The sequence below is a fragment of the Saccharothrix sp. S26 genome (genome assembly GCF_021390395.1).
Classification (GTDB): domain Bacteria; phylum Actinomycetota; class Actinomycetes; order Mycobacteriales; family Pseudonocardiaceae; genus Actinosynnema.
In genome coordinates this window covers 45,557-61,736 of sequence record NZ_JAJUWT010000021.1, presented here as the reverse complement: position 1 = coordinate 61,736, position 16,180 = coordinate 45,557, and the positions used below count along the sequence as shown (strand labels likewise).

Sequence of the window (16,180 nt, the reverse complement as noted above, 5' to 3'; positions counted from 1 at the left end):
ACCCGCTACAGCGGCAACGGCTCGGTGATCTGCGGGCCGGCGTCCACGCTCGCCACCAGGAGTTCCTCCTGGCCCGGCGAGTGGACGCCGGCCCAGCCGCGCGAGGGGCCCAGGAAGTCGACCAGGTCGCGCTGCGCGGCGCGCGGCGTCGCGGGCGACGCGCCGCGGCGGACGTCGACGTGCGGCCCGTCGCGCCGGTCGCCCACCCACACGCGGATCACGTCCTCGACCGAGGGTGCGGGCGGGTGGCCGAGGTCGACGGGCGCGCCGTGCGGCGCGTCCAGCCAGGTGCGCCACGCGAACAGGTCGATGCCGCCGGGTTCGACGCGCACGCCGTCGCCGCCGTCGAGCAGCAGCCCGCCGCTGTACCCGGCCTGGAGCACGACGATCTCGGTCAGGCCGCGGGTGTTGACCAGCACGCCGACCGTCAGCGACGTGCGCCGGTCCTGGCGCGCCAGCCGACCGCCGAGGTAGCCGCCGCCGACCTCGCCGAGGATGGCGGGCCCGCGCAACGACACCGCGTTCTGGCAGGCGTGCAAGGAGCTACGGCCGGCGGACGACTTCCAGGAGAAGGTTCGCATGTACAAAGCCGGTCTCGCGGTGAACATGCCGATCACCGCCAAGTCGACCTGCTACGCGAACTTCGACGCCGAGTTCCGCGAATTCTGGAGCAACTACTACTGCATCTTCGCCGGGCTGGACCACCCGCCCGACCACAGCCTGCCCGCGCTCGCCGCGCGCCAGGACGTGCTGGACTCGGCGGAACCGGTGTTCGCGCAGATCAAGCCGACGCAGAAGGAACTGCTGACCACGCTGCCGAGCACCTACGGGTACCTCAAGCAGCTGCACGGCAAATAGGTTTACCTCCGCCCGGGAAAAGACGAGCCCACCGGTCCCCCGGCCCGGTGGGCTCGTCGCCGTGCGCCGGGCAATGCGGTGGCCCGGGAACGCGACCGTCTGGTATCCCTGCGTGGTGACCCCACGGCGGATCGTCGTCCTCGGTGCCAGCGGCGCGGGCAAGTCGACGTTGGCGCGTGAGCTCGCCCGGCTGGTCGACGGCCCGCACGTGGAGCTGGACGCGATCCAGCACGGCCCGGACTGGACCACGCCACCGGACGACGAGTTCCGGGCCCGGCTGGCGGCGGCGACCGAAGGGCCCGCGTGGGTGGCCGACGGCAACCTCGCCAGGTTGACCGCGGACGTGCTGTGGCACCGGGCCGACCTGATCGTGTGGCTGGACCTGCCGCTGCGGGTGGTCCTGCCGCGGTTGGCGCGGCGCACCGCGTCCCGGATCGCGCGCCGGACCGAGCTGTGGAACGGCAACCGGGAGACGCCCGCGTTCCTCTTCAGCCGGAACTCGGTGCTGGTGTGGGCGGTGAAGGCCCGGCGCAGGCACCTGGCCGAGTACCCCGGCCGACTGGCGGCGGCCGGGGTGCCGTGGGTGCGGTTGCGGTCGGCCGCCGCGGTGGCGCGGTGGCTGGCCGGGTTCAGCGCGGTGAGCCGACGCCCACCCGGAACGGGTCGTCCGGGTCCAGCTTCCCGGTGAACAGGCCCTGGAACAGGTTCACCTTCTGCATGTTCGACATGCCCTCGATGAACTCCAGCCCGCGCGCGTCGCGGACCAGCTTGTCCAGCCGCAGGTGGTCGAAGCGGGCTCCGACGCCGAAGAACTCGCAGGCCGCGCGCGTGGTGTCGAGCGGGCCGGAGCCGGCGCGGGCGAAGACGACCCTGAGCCGCGGTCGGGTTCGGTGAGGGCGAAGAACGTCCACAGTGGCTCGGCGAGCATCCGGCCGTAGAACCACTCCTTCTGCTCGTGGTCGGCGAGCAGGTCGACCAGGACCCGGCCGGCAGGGGTCCGGCCGAGGCGACCAGCATGCCGACGTCGGCGCAGGACAACTCCTCCATGGTGATCGCCCGCTCGAGGGCCAACGTCCCGTAGAACCGGTTGCCCGCGATGGGATGAGCTCCGGATCCCGGTCCAACGCGAGCCCGAGCCGCCGGAAATCCCCGTGGTCGCCGGTGTCGGCATCTCGTTGCTCAGCGCCCTGATCGCGGCGTTCGTCGCGGGACGCGGCGCGGCGGTGACGCGGCCGACCGAGTCGTTGACGGCGGCCAGCCTCCACAACCGCTGGTTCAGCGGGTCGGCGACCGGGCTGACGCTGCTGCCGACCGTGCTGTCCACGGCGTACGTGCTGCGCACGCCCCGGTGGAAGCCGCGGCGGCGCTGGACTGACGCGTCACGGCCGGCGGCGGAGGTGCACCTCGCCGCCGGTCGCGGCGGACCGCACCAGCGCCTCGCCCACCCGGGCCGTGCGCGCGGAGTGGGCGAGCGACACCAGCGGCGTGACCTTCTCCCACACGGCCTCGGCGAACGCGGCGGCCTGGTGCTCGTAGGCGTCGGAGGCGGGCACGACCTCGTCGCGCACGCCGTCCAGCGTGGCGACCGTGATCAGGCCCTGCTCGTCCGGGCGGGTCCACGCGTTGCGCACCGAGATGGAGCCGCGCGTGCCCTGCAAGTCGTAGGCGGCGCGCGGTCCGTACTCGAGGCTGTAGTCCAGCACGGCCCAGCGGCCGTCACCGAAGTCGAGGGTGGCCACCGCGCTCACGTCGACCTCGCGCGAGTGGAACCGCGCCCGCACGGCCCGCGGCTCGGCGTCGAACGCCCACAGCGGCACGTCGAACGCGTAGCAGCCGACGTCCCAGGTCGCACCGCCGCCCAGCGCCGGGTCGAACCGGATGTTGCCCTCGACGGCGGTGGGGTACGCGAACGCCGACCGCACCACCCGCAGCTCGCCGATCTCGCCGGAGTCCAGTATTTCGGCGGCACGCCTCTGCTGGGGGTGGAAGCGGTACATGTACGCCTCCATGACCACCAGGTCGGCGGCGGCGCGCTCGACGCGCACGCAGTCCTCTTCGGACAGTGCCATCGGCTTCTCCACCAGCACGTGCTTGCCGGCGTCCAGCGCGCGCAACGTCCACGGCACGTGCTGCGTGTTGGGCAGCGCGATGTACACCGCGTCCACGTCGAGGTCCGCGAGCACCGCGTCGTACCCGTCGTGCACCCGCGCCCCGAACGGCCGCGCCACCTCCTCGGCCGCCGCTCGCCTGCCTTCCCGGCTCGCCACGGCCACCACCGCGTTGCCCGCCGTGCGGTGGATCGCGGGCAGCACCCGGCCTGCGATGTGGGCCGTGGCCCCGAGGACACCCCAACGCAACGGTCGCACCCCAACACCTTAACCGGTTCACCGCAGGTCGCGCGCATACCGGACCTTCCGCGCACCCAAGTAACGCACACCACTCGCCCCGGGGTCGGACACTCATGCTCGGTGTCGATTTCGAGGCACGCCACCGGGAAGTCGACCACGACGGGGACGCCGATCGCGAAACGCGCTGACATTATCCACCATCACCTTCGCGGGTTGGTTTCCGATTTGTCCGCTACTTCCGACGCTGCCCCGAGATCGGCGGTTCGCCATCGATTCACCACAATCCGGCGGGTCGATGGTCGACCTCGACCCGTCGCGGCCCCCAAGATGTGCGGATGGTCTCGCGACGGCGCGATGCGGCGGTCCGGCTCGGGCTCCTGACCGTGGCGGCCTGCCTGGTGACGGGCTTGGCGCTGCTGCCGTTCATCCCGTGGGGCGAGGTGCTGTCCGGGCTCACGGCGGGGGCGACGGTCGGGTTGATCGCGTCGGTGTTCGCCGGGGTGTCCCGGGTCGAGCGCGCCGCCGTCGCCGATCGTGCCGCCACCGCGCTCAGCACCCTCCGCGCCGATCGCACGCTCACGTTCGTGCGCACGTTCGGCATGGCCCTGGTCGCGACCGCGCTGACCCTGCTGCCCGGCCTGGTCGGGTCGCGGCTCACCGCGGTGACCGTGCCGGCCGCGATCATGGTCCTGGGGATGGCGCTGGGCTTCGGCAACCACCACGCCTGGCCGGCCTACCTCGTCGCCACGGTCAAGCTCGCCCGCGCCCGCGTGCTGCCGCGCGACCTGCTCGCTTTCCTGGACGACGTACACCGGTTGGGGCTGCTGCGCGCGGTGGGCCCCGTCTACCAGTTCCGACACGCCGAACTGCACGACCACCTCCTCGGCCGACCCCCCTCACCGAGCGGTTCAGGGGCGATCAGCGAGACTTGACGGCATGAACGACGAGCCCGACGACCGGACCAGCTTCGCCGACCTCGGGTTGCGCCCCGAACTGCTCCGGGCGCTGTCCGGCCTCGGCTACGAGGAGCCCACCCCCATCCAACGTGAAGCCATCCCGCCGCTGACCGCGGGCCGTGACCTGCTGGGACAGGCCGCCACCGGCACCGGCAAGACCGCGGCGTTCGCGCTGCCCGTGCTGGAGCGCATGGCGAGCGGCGAGCGCGGGGAGCGGGCCCCGTTCGCGCTCGTCCTGGTGCCGACGCGGGAGCTGGCGGTCCAGGTCTCCGAAGCCGTGCACCGGTACGGCCGGGAGCTGGGCGCGCGGGTGCTGCCGATCTACGGCGGCCAGCCCATCGGGCGGCAGCTGCGCGTGCTGGAGCAGGGCGTGGACGTCGTCGTGGCCACGCCGGGCCGCGCGGTCGACCACCTCAACCGGGGCACGCTGAAGCTGGAGCACCTGGAAGTCGTCGTGCTCGACGAGGCCGACGAGATGCTGGACATGGGCTTCGCCGAGGACCTGGACACGATCCTGGCCGAGACGCCCGCCGAGCGGCAGACCGTGCTGTTCTCCGCGACCATGCCCGGCCGCATCGACCGGCTGGCCCGCCGGCACCTGTCCGACCCGGTGCGCATCACCATCGGCCGCGAGCAGGCGGAGCCGGGCGAGGCGCCGCGCGTGCGGCAGAGCGCGTACGTCGTGCCGCGGGCGCACAAGCCTGCCGCGCTGGGCCGGGTGCTGGACGTCGAGGCGCCGACTGCGGCGATCGTGTTCTGCCGGACCCGCGACGAGGTCGACCAGCTCACCGAGACGTTGAACGGGCGCGGCTACCGGGCGGAGTCGCTGCACGGCGGCATCAGCCAGGAGCAGCGCGACCGCGTGATGGCGCGGCTGCGCAACGGCACGGCCGACCTGCTGGTGGCCACCGACGTGGCGGCCCGCGGCCTGGACATCGAGCAGCTGACGCACGTGGTCAACTACAACGTGCCGTCCGCGCCGGAGTCCTACGTGCACCGCATCGGCCGGATCGGGCGCGCGGGCCGCGAGGGCGTGGCGATCACCCTGGCCGAGCCGCGCGAGCACGGCATGCTCAAGACGATCGAGCGCGTCACCAAGCAGCGCATCCACGTGGAGAAGGTCCCCACGATCGCGGACCTGCGGGCGCGCCGGCTGGAGCTGACCCGCGCCGCGCTGCACGAGAGCCTGCTGGAGGACGACCTGGAGAGCTTCCGGGTCGTGGTGGAGACGCTCACCGACGAGTTCGACGTCATGGAGGTGGCGCTGGCGGCGGTCAAGCTCGCGCACGAGGCCACCGGCGCGGCGGCGGACGAGGAGGAGATCCCGGAGTATGTGCCGCGGTCGGGCCCCAACGAGCGCCGCGGCCGCGACGGCGGTGGCGACCGCCGCGAGCCGCGTCGTCCTCGCCGCCCGTCCGCGGGCATGACGAGGCTGTTCGTCGGCGCGGGCCGCAGCTCGGGCATCCGGCCGCAGGACCTGGTGGGCGCGATCGCGGGCGAGGCGCGCCTCAACGGCCGCGACATCGGCGCGATCGAGATCGCCGACCGGTTCTCGCTGGTGGAGGTGCCGGACTCGGCGGCGCAGCAGGTGATCGCGTCCCTGCGGGGCGCGACCATCAAGGGCCGCAAGGTCACCGTGCGGCGGGAGCGCGACGACCCGCGCTGACCACCGTGCGGGACGCGAACCCCACGCGATTTGATTCAGTTCGTCCTACGAACTACTGTGGTTCGTAGGACGAACTACTGATCGCTGGGGAGCGTGTTCCGATGAGTCGTGTTGTCGTGGTGGGCGGCGGGTACGGCGGGTCCGCGGTGGCCAAGGCGCTGGACGAGCACACCGACGTGGTCCTGGTGGAGCCGAAGGAAGCGTTCGTGCACGCCGCCGGGTCGTTGCGGGCTTTGGTGCGGCCGGACTGGGCGGAGAACATCTTCTTCCCGTACGACCGGCTGCTCACCCGCGGCCGGGTCGTCCGCGACCGGGCTGCCTCGGTCGGCCCGGACGGCGTCACGCTGCCGTCCGGCGAACGCATCGCCGCCGACCACGTCGTGCTGGCCACCGGTTCCGGCTACCCGTACCCGGCGAAGACGGACACCGACTCGGCCGCCGAGGCGTTGGAGCGGCTGCGCGCCACCCACAAGGAGCTCGCCGACGCGCCACGCGTGCTGATCGTCGGCGCGGGTCCGGTCGGGCTGGAGCTGTCCGGTGAGATCAAGGCGGTGTGGCCGGACAAGCGGGTGACGGTGGTCGACCCGGCCGAACGGCTGGTGCCCGGATTCGAGCCCGACCTGCGCGAGGCGCTGCACCGACAGCTCGACGAGCTGGGCGTGCGGGTGCGGCTGGGCACGGCGCTGACCGAGCAGCCGCCGACCGAGCCCGCGCGGGCCGGGACGTTCACCGTCGGGACGACCGGTGGCCCGATCACCGCCGACATCTGGTTCCGCTGCCACGGGGTGCGCGTCAACGGCGGGTTCCTGGACGACGCGCTGTCCGCCGCCGTGACGCCGCAGGGCCGGGTGCGCGTCACCGAGTCGCTCACCGTCGAGGGCTTCGAGCACGTCCACGCGGTCGGCGACATCACCGACCTGGCCGAGGCGAAGATGGCCGGGTACGCGATGCAGCACGCCGACGTGGTGGCGAAGAACATCCTCGCGCGGGTGCGCGGCGAGCGACCCACGGCCACCTACCACCCGTCACCGGTGCCGTCCATCCTGCTGCCGCTGGGTCCGGAGGCCGGGGTCGGCCAGTTCCCCACCCCGGACGGCACGACGATCCTGCCGCCGGAGGCGGTCGCCCGGTACAAGGGCGCGGACCTGTTCACCGGGCGGTTCGTCGAGCTGTTCGGGGTGGACCGTCAGCCCTGATCCTCGTCGAGCACCATGAATACCGGCGGCACCTCGTTGTCCCGCACCACGCGGGCGAGCAGGTCCGCGAGGGCCTGGCGCTCGTCGTCGCCCAGGCCGGAGGGCAGCCGCTCGATGCGGCGGCACGTCTCGGCGTAGAACTCGCCGGCGAGCCGGCCGCCCTCCTCGGTCAGCCCGACCCGGACCGCGCGGCTGTCCGACGGGTCCGTCTCGCGGCGGACCAGCCCGCGCTTCGCGGTCCGGTCGACCAGGCCGCTCAGGCTCGACTTCGCCAGGCCCAGCACCTCGCCCAACTCGCCCATGCCGTAGGACCGGGGCATTAGCACGCACAGCAACTGCCCCTGCTGCTGGGTCAGGCCGTACTCCCGGGCCGAGTCGGCGTACACCGCGTCCACCAGGAAAGCGGAGCGGACCAGGGCGGTGACCACACCCATCCGCTCACCCACCGCTTCGGCCATGGTGGCCACGATACTCGTTCGTACCGCGAACCATCCATCGGGAAGGACTTCACGCCATGTCGACGCGCGAGCCGTTGTTCGGGGTCGGGATCAGCACGGCCGTCAGCCGGGCCGGGGACGGCCTGCGGCAGGCCGTCGAGGCCGACCGCGCGGGCCTGGACCTGTTCAGCGCCTCCGACCACCCCTACTTCGGCGACCGACTGGACGCCTACGCGCTGGTGAGCGTCGCGCTGGGCGCCACGACCGGCATCACCGGCCTGGTCAGCGTGACCAACCTGCCGAGCCGGCCCGCGCCCGTGCTCGCCCGCGCGGTGACGTCGCTGTCGGAGCTGACATCGGGCCGGATCGTGCTGGGCATCGGCGCGGGCGGGTTGTGGGACGACATCGCCAGGATGGGCTTCGCGCGGCTGACGCCCGGTGCGGCCGTCCGCGCGATGGAGGAGGCCATCACGCTGGTCCGGGCGTTGTCCGGTGGCGGCGAGCCGGTGACGTTCGACGGCGAGTTCTACCGGGTCTCCGCGCTGCACCCGGCCCCGACGCCCGCACCACCGGTGTGGACGGGCTCGGTGGGGCCGAAGTCGCTCGCGGTCACCGGCAAGCTCGCCGACGGGTGGATCCCCGGCCACGCGGCGGACTGGCTCAGCGAGCGCTACCGCACGTCCCGGCCCGTGATCGACGAGGCGGCGGCGGCCGCCGGCCGGGATCCGCGCGAGGTGGCCACGATCTACAACCTGCCGGGGACGATCTCGCCCACCCCGCTCGCCGCGACCCGTGACGCGGACGGCCGGTGGGTCGGCGGTTCGGTCGACCAGTGGGTCGAGGAGCTGACCGGCGCGGTGCTGGAGCACGACGCGGCCGGGTTCGTGTACTTCCCGGTCCGCGAGCCGCTGACCGACGTCGCGCTCGGGACGTGGGCGAACGAGATCGTGCCCGCGGTGCGCGAAGCGGTCAGGTGACCGGCTCGACGGGGTGGTCGACGGGTGCGGGGAGGTCCACACCCCGCCACGCCTCGCGCCGCGACTCGACCTCCTCGCCCCAGTGGTGCACACCCGTCCACCCGGGATCGCCGGTGGTGCAGAAGTCGACCCACGCGCGGAGCATCCGACGGGACAGCGCGCGCTCGTCGTCACCGGCCGGGCCGCCGATCAGGAACTCGTTCCCGGCCAGGTTGCCGAACGAGAACGGCACGTCGGCGGTGTGCCACGCGGGAGGCCGGGTGAACCGGGCCAGGAACGCCCGGCCGTGCGCCTCGGCGAGCCTGGCGGTGGGCTCGGCGAAGACGAAGTCGCCCGCGAGCCGCACGTGCGCGTCCTCGAAGTGCTCGTACGCGGCGATGACGTGGTCGGGGATGCCCCAGTCGCGGCCGAACACCCGCAGGTCGGCGGGCGGCCGGAACGTGCCCACCGCGTCGAACAGCGCGTACTCGACGTCCGTGTGGCACAGCAGGGCGTCCACCGCCAAGGCGGGCAGCGCGTCGGCGACCGGCCCGAACAGCACCGGGTCGTAGCTCAACGGCCCGGTGCGCTGCGCGGCGACGAGCGCGTCGGCCGACGCCACCGCCGACTCCGGCGTCGTGCTGTCGATCCACTCCGCGACCCGCCGCGCGAACCCCGGCGTGCAGACCCGGTTCGGCACGCTGTGCGCGATGACCCGCCGCACCGGCTCCGACGCCGCCAGGAACAACGCCGACCCGGCGCCTGCCGACTGGCCGCCGACCGTGACGTCGTCCGGGTCGCCGCCGAAGACCGCGATGTGCTCCCGCACCCACCGCAGCGCGGCCCGCTGGTCGAGCAGCCCCCGGTTGTCCGGGTGGCCGTCCACGTGCCCGAAGCCCTCGAACCCGAGCCGGTAGTTGCACGTGACGACGACCAGCCCGGCCCGTGCCAACGCCGTGCCGTCGTAGTCCGGCTGGGCCGACGACCCGAACGTGTAAGCACCGCCGTGGAGGTACAGCAGCACCGGCCACGGTCCGTCCGAAGTGGACGGCGTCCACACGTTGAGGGTCAGCACGTCCTCGTCGCCCGGCCGCCACACCGGTGCGCCGGGCAGCCGCGCGGACTGCGGCGCGATCGGGCCGAACTCCCGGCGGTCGCCCGCGTCGTCGACCGGCACGGGCGCGGCGAACCGGCGCGCGCCGAACGGCGGCTCGGCGTACCGGATGCCGAGGAAGGCGTCCACCTCCGCGTCGACCGCCCGGCCCCTGAACCGCCCACGTCGTGTCATCGGCGCGCACTCTGCCGTGGCCGCGGCCCGCGCGTCGAGCCGGGTGCCCACATCGCCCACCAGCGCCTACCCTGCGAAGATGGGTGATCCGCTGAACGCTCGAGAGGACGCCGCCGAGGCGTTGGGGATGGTGGCGCGGGCCGCCGGGCCGTACCTCGACGCGTTGCCGCACCTGCCGGTGCGCGACGCCACGCACGCCCACCTGGTCGACGACCTGGACGGGCCGCTGCCGCAGGCGGGCGACGGCACGATCGCCGCCGTCGCGGACCTGCTGCGGATCGGGACGCGGGCCGCCACGCACTCGTCCGGGCCCCGGTTCTTCCACTTCGTGGTCGGTGGCGCGACCCCGGCCGCGCAGGCGGCGGACTGGGTGACGTCGCTGCTGGACCAGGCCACCGGGCTGTGGCTGACCTCGCCGCTGGCCGCGCGCGCCGAGACGGTGGTGCTGCGGTGGTTGAAAGAGCTGTTGGGGCTGCCCGAGTCGCACGGCGGGGTGCTCACGCCGAGCGCGACGGCCGCGAACCTGACCGGGTTGGCGTGCGCGCGGGACTGGTGGGCGCGGCGGCACGGGGTGGACGTCGCCGCGGACGGCCTGGTCGGGCTGCCGCGGCTGCCGGTGTTCTCCAGCGGGTACGTGCACCCGAGCAGCCGCAAGGCGTTGCAACTGCTGGGGTTGGGGCGCGACGCGGTGCGGGTGCTGGCCCGTGACGACGCGGGCAGGCTCGACGTCGACGCCCTCGACCGGGAGCTGGCGTCGTCGGGGCCGGCGGTGCTGATCGGCAACGCGGGTGAGGTCAACGGCGGCGACTACGACCCGCTCGACGCGATGGCCGACCTGGCGCAGCGGCACGGGGCGTGGCTGCACGTGGACGGCGCGTTCGGCCTGTTCGCCGCCGTGTCGCCGCGCACGGCCGGGCTGGTGCGCGGCGTGGAGCGGGCCGACTCGGTGGCCGCCGACGGCCACAAGTGGCTCAACGTGCCGTACGACAGCGGCATGGCGTTCGTGCGCGACCCGGCCGCCCTGGAGCGGACCTTCGGCGGCTGGCACACCGCCTACCTGCCCGACCCGGACGACGAGTTCGTCAACTACAACACGCGCGGCCCGGAGTCCTCCCGCCGCGCCCGCGCCTTCCCGCTGTGGGCCACCCTGCGCGCCTACGGCCGCGACGGCCACCGCGCCATGGTCGAACGCCACCAAGACCTGGCCCTGCGCCTGGGCCGCCGCATCGAAGAGGCACCCGACCTCGAACTGCTGGCCCCGATCACCCTCTTCATCGTCTGCTTCCGCTACCGCCCACCGGGCGTCCCGGAATCCGCCCTGGACGACCTGAACCGCCGCCTGGGCGAGGCCCTGATCGACGACGGCCGCGTCTACGCGGGCACCACCGTCTACCGCGGCATGGTCGCCCTGCGTCCCGCGATCGTGAACTGGCGCACCACCGAGGAGGACGTCGACCTGCTGGCCTCCGTCGTCCGCGAACTGGGCCGCACCCTGCTCACGACCGACTGACCGCCGGCTCACGCCGGGCCGGCTCCGGGCTTCGGTTCTCGTGGACCTCGACGCACTCGGTGGCCCGGTTCCCGACCCGCGAACCCGAACGCCCACACCGCGGGAGCCGACGAAGTGGGTCGGTCGTAGCATCGACGGTGTGCGGAACGCGATCACCGATGTGCCCGGTGTGCTGGTCGGGCACGCCACGCGGATCGGTGGTGGTGCGTTGACCGGTGTCACGGCCGTGTTGTTCCCGGCCGGTTCGCGGTCCACTGTGGATGTCCGAGGTGGTGCGCCCGCGACCCGGGACACGGCCGCGCTCGACGCCCGCTACGGCGGTCGGGAGGTGCGCGGTGTCGTGCTCACCGGTGGGAGCGCGTACGGGTTGGCGGCGGCTGACGGGGCGTCGCGGGAGCTCGGGGCGTTCGTGCCCGCCGCGGCGTTGTTCGACCTGGGGCGCGGTGGCGACTTCCACGCACGGCCCGGGGCCGAGGAGGGCGCGGAGGCGGTGCGCAACGCCGGGGTCGAGGTGGCGCAGGGCAACGTCGGCGCCGGCACGGGCGCGCTCAACGCCACGCTGAAGGGCGGTCTGGGCACGGCGAGCGCCGAGCTGCCCGGTGGCGTCGTCGTCGGCGCGGTCGCCGCGCTCAACGCGGTCGGCCCGTCCGTCGACGTGGACACCGGCCTGCCGTTCGCCGCCCACCTCGGCCTGCCCGGCGAGTTCCCCACCTACCAGGGTGACGACCTGCGGGCGGCCCGCGTGCAGGGGCACGCGCAGCCGTTCAACACCGTCATCGGCGCGATCGCCACGAACGCCCGCCTGCCGCACCTGTTCGCCCTGGCCAACGCGGCGCAGGACGGTCTCGCGACCGCCGTCCGCCCGGCCCACGGCCTCACCGACGGCGACACGGTGTTCGCCACCTCCACCGGCACGCACGACGCCGAGGACGTCGACCAGGTGCTCGCCGCCGCACGCGCGGTGTTCGCCCGGGCGCTCGTCCACGGCCTGCTCCGGGCCCATTCCGTCACCACGCCGTGGGGTCACCTCGCGGCCTACCGAGAGCTCTACCCACGCACCGCCGCCACGTACCGGGGGAACTGACCATGCACGCGATGCACTACGAGATCACCCTGCCCGCCGACTACGACATGGACGTCATCCGCACGCGCGTCGCCACCAAGGGCTCCGCGCTGGACGCCTTCCCCGGCCTGGGCCTGAAGGCCTACTGCGTGCGGGAACGCGGTGTCGACGGGTCGCCGGTCAACCAGTACGCCCCGTTCTACCTGTGGCGCACCGTCGAGGGCATGAACAGCTTCCTGTGGGGTCCCGGTTTCCGGGGGCTGAGCGCCGACTTCGGCCGGCCGACCGTGCAGCACTGGGCGGGTCTGGCGTTCGAGCGCGGCACGGCCGACGCGCCCACCGCCGCGACCAAGCGCACGTGGCGGCTGCCCGCGTTCGCCGACCCGACCGAGGCGATCGACCAGGCACTCGACGAGCTGAAGTCGCTCAAGGACGACCCGGCGCTGCACTGCACCGCGCTGGCGATCGACCCCCGGCACTGGGAGCTGGTGCACTTCAGCCTGTGGAGCACCGCGCCGGACGCCGAGGTCCGCTTCCAGGTGCTGCACCTGTCGCGCCCCGGGCTGGACGAGCTCAGCGCGGGCCGCCACTGGTAGGCCGCGACCGGCCCGTCCCGGGGTTGCGGGCGCGGTCGGCGTAGGGCACGGACACGTAGCCGACCAGGTCGAGCACGCCGCCGCTGGTGCGGTCCAGCTCGCGGGCGAACGCGAGGATGTGCGCGTCGGCGCGGTCCATCAGCCACGCCAGCAGCACGACCACCACGTCCGCGAGCAGGCCCACCTGGAACGGCATGTCCTCGCGCCGGCCCGCGGTCACCGCGCTGGCGAAGTCGGTCATGCCGCGTTCGGTCAGCTCCAGCGGCCCGGTCTCGATCGCCCGCTTCATCGAGTCCACCACCAGCGGCAGGACCGACGCCCACACCTCGCGCGGCGCGACCTCGCAGATCAGGCCGCCGGACAGGGCGGCGGTCCACAGAGCCTCCGGGTCGCCCGCCCGCACCGCGCCCACGGCCAGGTGCGGCAGCAGTTCCGCGCCGCGCTCCCACGCGCCGGTGGCGACGAGCTTGGACACCGCGTGCCGGTAGTGGCCCAGCGCCGCGCCGTGCTCGCCGCGCGCGGTGAGCACCTCGCCCAGGTCGTCGTGGAACGACGCCACCTCGGCCGCCGCGCCGACCTGCTCGGCGCGGGCCAGCCCCACGAGGGCGTAGTGCTGCGCGGTCTCCAGGTCGCCCCGGTCCCGGTGGCACGCGCCGAGCCGGCGCAGCGCGGCCAGCTCCTGCCGGTCGTCGCCCAGGGCGCGGAACAGCTCCACGGCACGCGACCCGGCCTCGATCGCCTCGGCCAGGTCACCCGCGTCACGGCGGCGGTCGCACTCGGCCAGCTTGAACGCCGCCTGCCGGGCCCGGTCGCCGAGCTCCTCGGCCAGGTCGTGGCCCTCGACGGCGTAGCGCAGCGCGGTCGCGGGGTCGGCGTCACCGAGGCCATCGAGCACGGTGACCGACTCCAGCTGCCCGGGTCCGTCGCCGCTCGCGCGGTGCTCGTCGTACGCCAGCCGCGCCGCCTGTCCGGCTTCGTCGGTTCTGCCTTCGCGCATCAGCAGCCTCGCCATCCGCAGCAGGACGTCCGCGCGATCGGGGCACGCGTCGCCCAAGCCCACACACCGTTCGAAGTCCGCGAGCGCGGCCCCGTATTCCCCGCGCCGCTCGTGCCGGGCGCCGGTGAGCTCGAACCTGGTCGCCCAGAGCGCTTCCAGCTCGTCCTCGGGCAGGTCGAGCCCGCCGAGCAGGGCGTCGATCCGCTCCACCAGGACGGCGGCCCGCTCGTCGTCGTCCTCCAGCTTCAGCTCGGCCAAGAGCACGGCCGCGTACGACGGGGTGTCGGTCGCCTCGCCCGCCTCGGCGACCTCGCGCAGCGCGCAGAGCTCCCGGTGCAGCACCGGCGACACCGGCCCGGCGCAGTCGCGGGCGGCGGCGGCCAGCAGCTCGCACCCGGCCAGCGCGGCCTCCGCGGCCGTGGTGGACCGGTCGCGCCACTCGTCCAACCGGCCGTTGACCGTGCCGACGTACAGGTAGGACCGCTCGATGCCGCCGGGCGTGCCGGTGTTGACGATCGCACGCGCGGCAGGCGTCTCCTCGACGGTGAGCCGCCGCACGACCGTGCGGGCGAACCCGGCGGCGAGGTTCGGCGGGATCGTCCACAGGGTGCCGATGTAGCCGCGCGCACCAGCGCGGACGAACTCGCGGCCCAGCCGCGTCCACGACCGGCACGAGTTGTTGAACACGATCGGCCGGTGCGGCAGCGTCACGGGGATGTCGTCGTCGGGCAGCGTGTCGCCGCCCAGCACGATCGCGTCGTCGGCGTCGTGGCAGTTGAAGAACAGCAGCTCGACCGGCAGGTCCGCGACCAGGTCACGCAGCACGTCGGGTGAGGCGTCCTGCTCGGGCAGCACGATGGGGTGGGTGTGGTGGCCCGGCGGCGCGGCCGTCCGGTCGTCCGCCGCGGCGCGGAACGCCCCGGAGTCGACCACCAGGCTGAACGCGCCGGGCTCGCGCGCCACGCCCGCCCGGTGCAGCTCGGTGAGCACGACCAGCGCCGGGTCGGCGACCACGTGCCCGATCGGCTTGCGCGCCCAGTTGACGGACTCGGTGTGCACGAAGGAGTACGGCAGGCCGGTGGTGAACGCCGTCAGCCGCCGGTCGCCCACCTCCGCGATCGCCTCGGCGGGCACCTGCGCGGTGACCACCGCCTCGACCGCCGCGAACGGGTCGTGCCCACCGGTGGACAGGTACCGCCACAGCGCCTCGACGAACCCGATGCCCTTCACCGCGTCACCGATCGCGCCGGCCGCCGCGGTGACCCGCTCCTGCTCCTCGGCCACCACCGCGCCCACCTCGGCCAGGTCCGGCTTCGGCGTGATCACGAGCCGCGCGCCGCGGTGGTGGGCGTAGCAGGCGGCGACCAGGTCGTCGACCTCTCCGGTGTGCTCGACCAGCACGGCCTCGTCACCGTCGTCCGGGTTGTGCGCGGCGAACGGCACGGGTGGCGCGTCGTCGGCCACGCGCAGCACCGCGCCGGTGCGCAGGGCGGTGAACAGGGCGGCGACGAAGTCCGCGTCGGGCGCCACGTCGAGGGTGCGCTCGGGCTCGCCGCCGCGCAGCAGCTCCCACGCCTTGGCGGTCAGCCCGGCGGGGTCCTCCCCCGGCAGGTGCAGGCGCTCGGGCAGGTCGGGCAGCACCTCGACGTCGATGTCCGGCTCGGCGAGGAACACCACGCGCCGCACGCCGGTGGCGTCGAGCAGCTGGGCCAGCAGCCGGTCGTGCCGGTGCGACGAGGCGTCCGCGGGCCGCAGCGCGACGACGGGCGTGACGCGGTCGGCGGGCAGGCACGACACCACGACCGCGGCCTCGCGCACCTGGTCCGGGCGGCACACCACGACCGTGTCGCCGACCTCGAACACCGGCTCGCTGACCACCGTGACGTCCAGGTCGGACCGGCCCGCGGGCAGCCGCACGCACACGCCGCCGTCCTCGACGCGGCACGGCGCGGAGCCGGACACGCGCAGCGTCACCGCGTCGGGCAGGGCGAACGTCACCCCGTCGTCGGTGGCGGTGGCGGGCGCGGCCACGGCGAGCCGCCAGTCGGCGGGCGCGGGCAGGTCGAACCGGTGCCGCAGCACCGCGCGCACGTGCCCGTCGCGGGTCTGCTCGACCAGCAGGTCACGCGCGCCGGACTCGGCGGTCAGCTCCTCGCGGGCGTCGACGGGCGCCTTGCGGTGCACGTCGAGCAGGACGGCACGCAGCAGCCCCGCTTCGAAGCGGAAGCGGATTCCGTGCGGAGCACCGAGGTCCACTGGCTCACGACCCTTGCAAGCGAGGAGGGTCCACCGTGTCGGGGGTGGCGGGC

Annotated in this window: 16 protein-coding genes; 10 read left to right on the top strand and 6 right to left on the bottom strand. The window is 74.1% G+C overall.

Going from position 1 to position 16,180, the window contains the following annotated elements; all coding sequences use genetic code 11:
- Positions 1 to 5: 5 nt before the first annotated feature.
- Entirely contained in the window at positions 6 to 581 is a 576-nt protein-coding gene (locus LZG04_RS30010; protein WP_233823441.1) for a hypothetical protein, read from the bottom strand.
- Here LZG04_RS30010 and LZG04_RS30005 point away from each other — a divergent pair.
- Both LZG04_RS30005 and LZG04_RS30000 read left to right on the top strand, forming a co-directional pair.
- Positions 496 to 858, top strand: a complete 363-nt coding sequence (locus tag LZG04_RS30005; RefSeq protein WP_233823179.1) for a tryptophan 7-halogenase — start codon at positions 496 to 498, stop codon at positions 856 to 858. The genes LZG04_RS30010 and LZG04_RS30005 overlap by 86 nt on opposite strands.
- A gap of 115 nt (positions 859 to 973) precedes the next feature.
- A complete protein-coding gene (locus LZG04_RS30000; RefSeq protein ID WP_233823177.1) occupies positions 974 to 1,546 on the top strand; it encodes an adenylate kinase in 573 nt (190 codons plus the stop codon).
- Here the strand turns inward: LZG04_RS30000 and LZG04_RS29995 are convergent.
- A complete protein-coding gene (locus tag LZG04_RS29995; protein ID WP_233823175.1) occupies positions 1,488 to 1,769 on the bottom strand; it encodes a hypothetical protein in 282 nt (93 codons plus the stop codon). The genes LZG04_RS30000 and LZG04_RS29995 overlap by 59 nt on opposite strands.
- Before the next feature lie 44 nt (positions 1,770 to 1,813).
- Here LZG04_RS29995 and LZG04_RS42065 point away from each other — a divergent pair, with 44 nt between their 5' ends.
- A complete protein-coding gene (locus LZG04_RS42065; protein ID WP_267938336.1) occupies positions 1,814 to 1,939 on the top strand; it encodes a hypothetical protein in 126 nt (41 codons plus the stop codon).
- Positions 1,940 to 2,237: 298 nt separating this feature from the next.
- Here the strand turns inward: LZG04_RS42065 and LZG04_RS29990 are convergent, their stop codons facing one another.
- Positions 2,238 to 3,224 (bottom strand): Gfo/Idh/MocA family protein, encoded by a 987-nt coding sequence (locus tag LZG04_RS29990; protein WP_233823173.1) that lies wholly within the window; start codon positions 3,222 to 3,224, stop codon positions 2,238 to 2,240.
- Between the two features lie 317 nt (positions 3,225 to 3,541).
- On the opposite strand from LZG04_RS29990, the gene LZG04_RS29985 reads away from it, so the two are divergent.
- From LZG04_RS29985 to LZG04_RS29975, 3 genes are all read left to right on the top strand, one after another.
- On the top strand, positions 3,542 to 4,138 hold the full coding sequence (locus LZG04_RS29985; RefSeq protein ID WP_233823170.1) for a hypothetical protein: 597 nt from the start codon (positions 3,542 to 3,544) through the stop codon (positions 4,136 to 4,138).
- Between the two features lie 4 nt (positions 4,139 to 4,142).
- Positions 4,143 to 5,828, top strand: coding sequence for a DEAD/DEAH box helicase (locus LZG04_RS29980; RefSeq protein ID WP_233823168.1), 1,686 nt, complete (start codon positions 4,143 to 4,145; stop codon positions 5,826 to 5,828).
- Between the two features lie 101 nt (positions 5,829 to 5,929).
- Entirely contained in the window at positions 5,930 to 7,024 is a 1,095-nt protein-coding gene (locus LZG04_RS29975) for an NAD(P)/FAD-dependent oxidoreductase (protein WP_233823166.1), read from the top strand.
- Here LZG04_RS29975 and LZG04_RS29970 read toward each other — a convergent pair.
- Positions 7,015 to 7,482 (bottom strand): MarR family winged helix-turn-helix transcriptional regulator, encoded by a 468-nt coding sequence (locus tag LZG04_RS29970; protein ID WP_233823164.1) that lies wholly within the window; start codon positions 7,480 to 7,482, stop codon positions 7,015 to 7,017. The genes LZG04_RS29975 and LZG04_RS29970 overlap by 10 nt on opposite strands.
- A gap of 56 nt (positions 7,483 to 7,538) precedes the next feature.
- On the opposite strand from LZG04_RS29970, the gene LZG04_RS29965 reads away from it, so the two are divergent.
- A complete protein-coding gene (locus tag LZG04_RS29965) occupies positions 7,539 to 8,438 on the top strand; it encodes an LLM class flavin-dependent oxidoreductase (protein WP_233823162.1) in 900 nt (299 codons plus the stop codon).
- On the opposite strand, the gene LZG04_RS29960 is transcribed toward LZG04_RS29965, so the two are convergent.
- Positions 8,431 to 9,705, bottom strand: coding sequence for a carboxylesterase family protein (locus LZG04_RS29960; RefSeq protein WP_233823161.1), 1,275 nt, complete (start codon positions 9,703 to 9,705; stop codon positions 8,431 to 8,433). The two genes, LZG04_RS29965 and LZG04_RS29960, sit on opposite strands and share 8 nt — an antisense overlap.
- A gap of 79 nt (positions 9,706 to 9,784) precedes the next feature.
- Between LZG04_RS29960 and LZG04_RS29955 the strand changes: the two genes are divergently transcribed.
- From LZG04_RS29955 to LZG04_RS29945, 3 genes are all read left to right on the top strand, one after another.
- Positions 9,785 to 11,215: an aminotransferase class I/II-fold pyridoxal phosphate-dependent enzyme gene (locus tag LZG04_RS29955; protein WP_233823159.1), complete on the top strand. Its 1,431-nt coding sequence runs from the start codon at positions 9,785 to 9,787 to the stop codon at positions 11,213 to 11,215.
- A gap of 139 nt (positions 11,216 to 11,354) precedes the next feature.
- A complete protein-coding gene (locus LZG04_RS29950) occupies positions 11,355 to 12,299 on the top strand; it encodes a P1 family peptidase (RefSeq protein WP_233823157.1) in 945 nt (314 codons plus the stop codon).
- Between the two features lie 11 nt (positions 12,300 to 12,310).
- On the top strand, positions 12,311 to 12,874 hold the full coding sequence (locus LZG04_RS29945) for a DUF4865 family protein (protein WP_233823155.1): 564 nt from the start codon (positions 12,311 to 12,313) through the stop codon (positions 12,872 to 12,874).
- On the opposite strand, the gene LZG04_RS29940 is transcribed toward LZG04_RS29945, so the two are convergent.
- Positions 12,852 to 16,127 (bottom strand): tetratricopeptide repeat protein, encoded by a 3,276-nt coding sequence (locus LZG04_RS29940; protein ID WP_233823153.1) that lies wholly within the window; start codon positions 16,125 to 16,127, stop codon positions 12,852 to 12,854. The genes LZG04_RS29945 and LZG04_RS29940 overlap by 23 nt on opposite strands.
- Positions 16,128 to 16,180 lie beyond the last annotated feature (53 nt).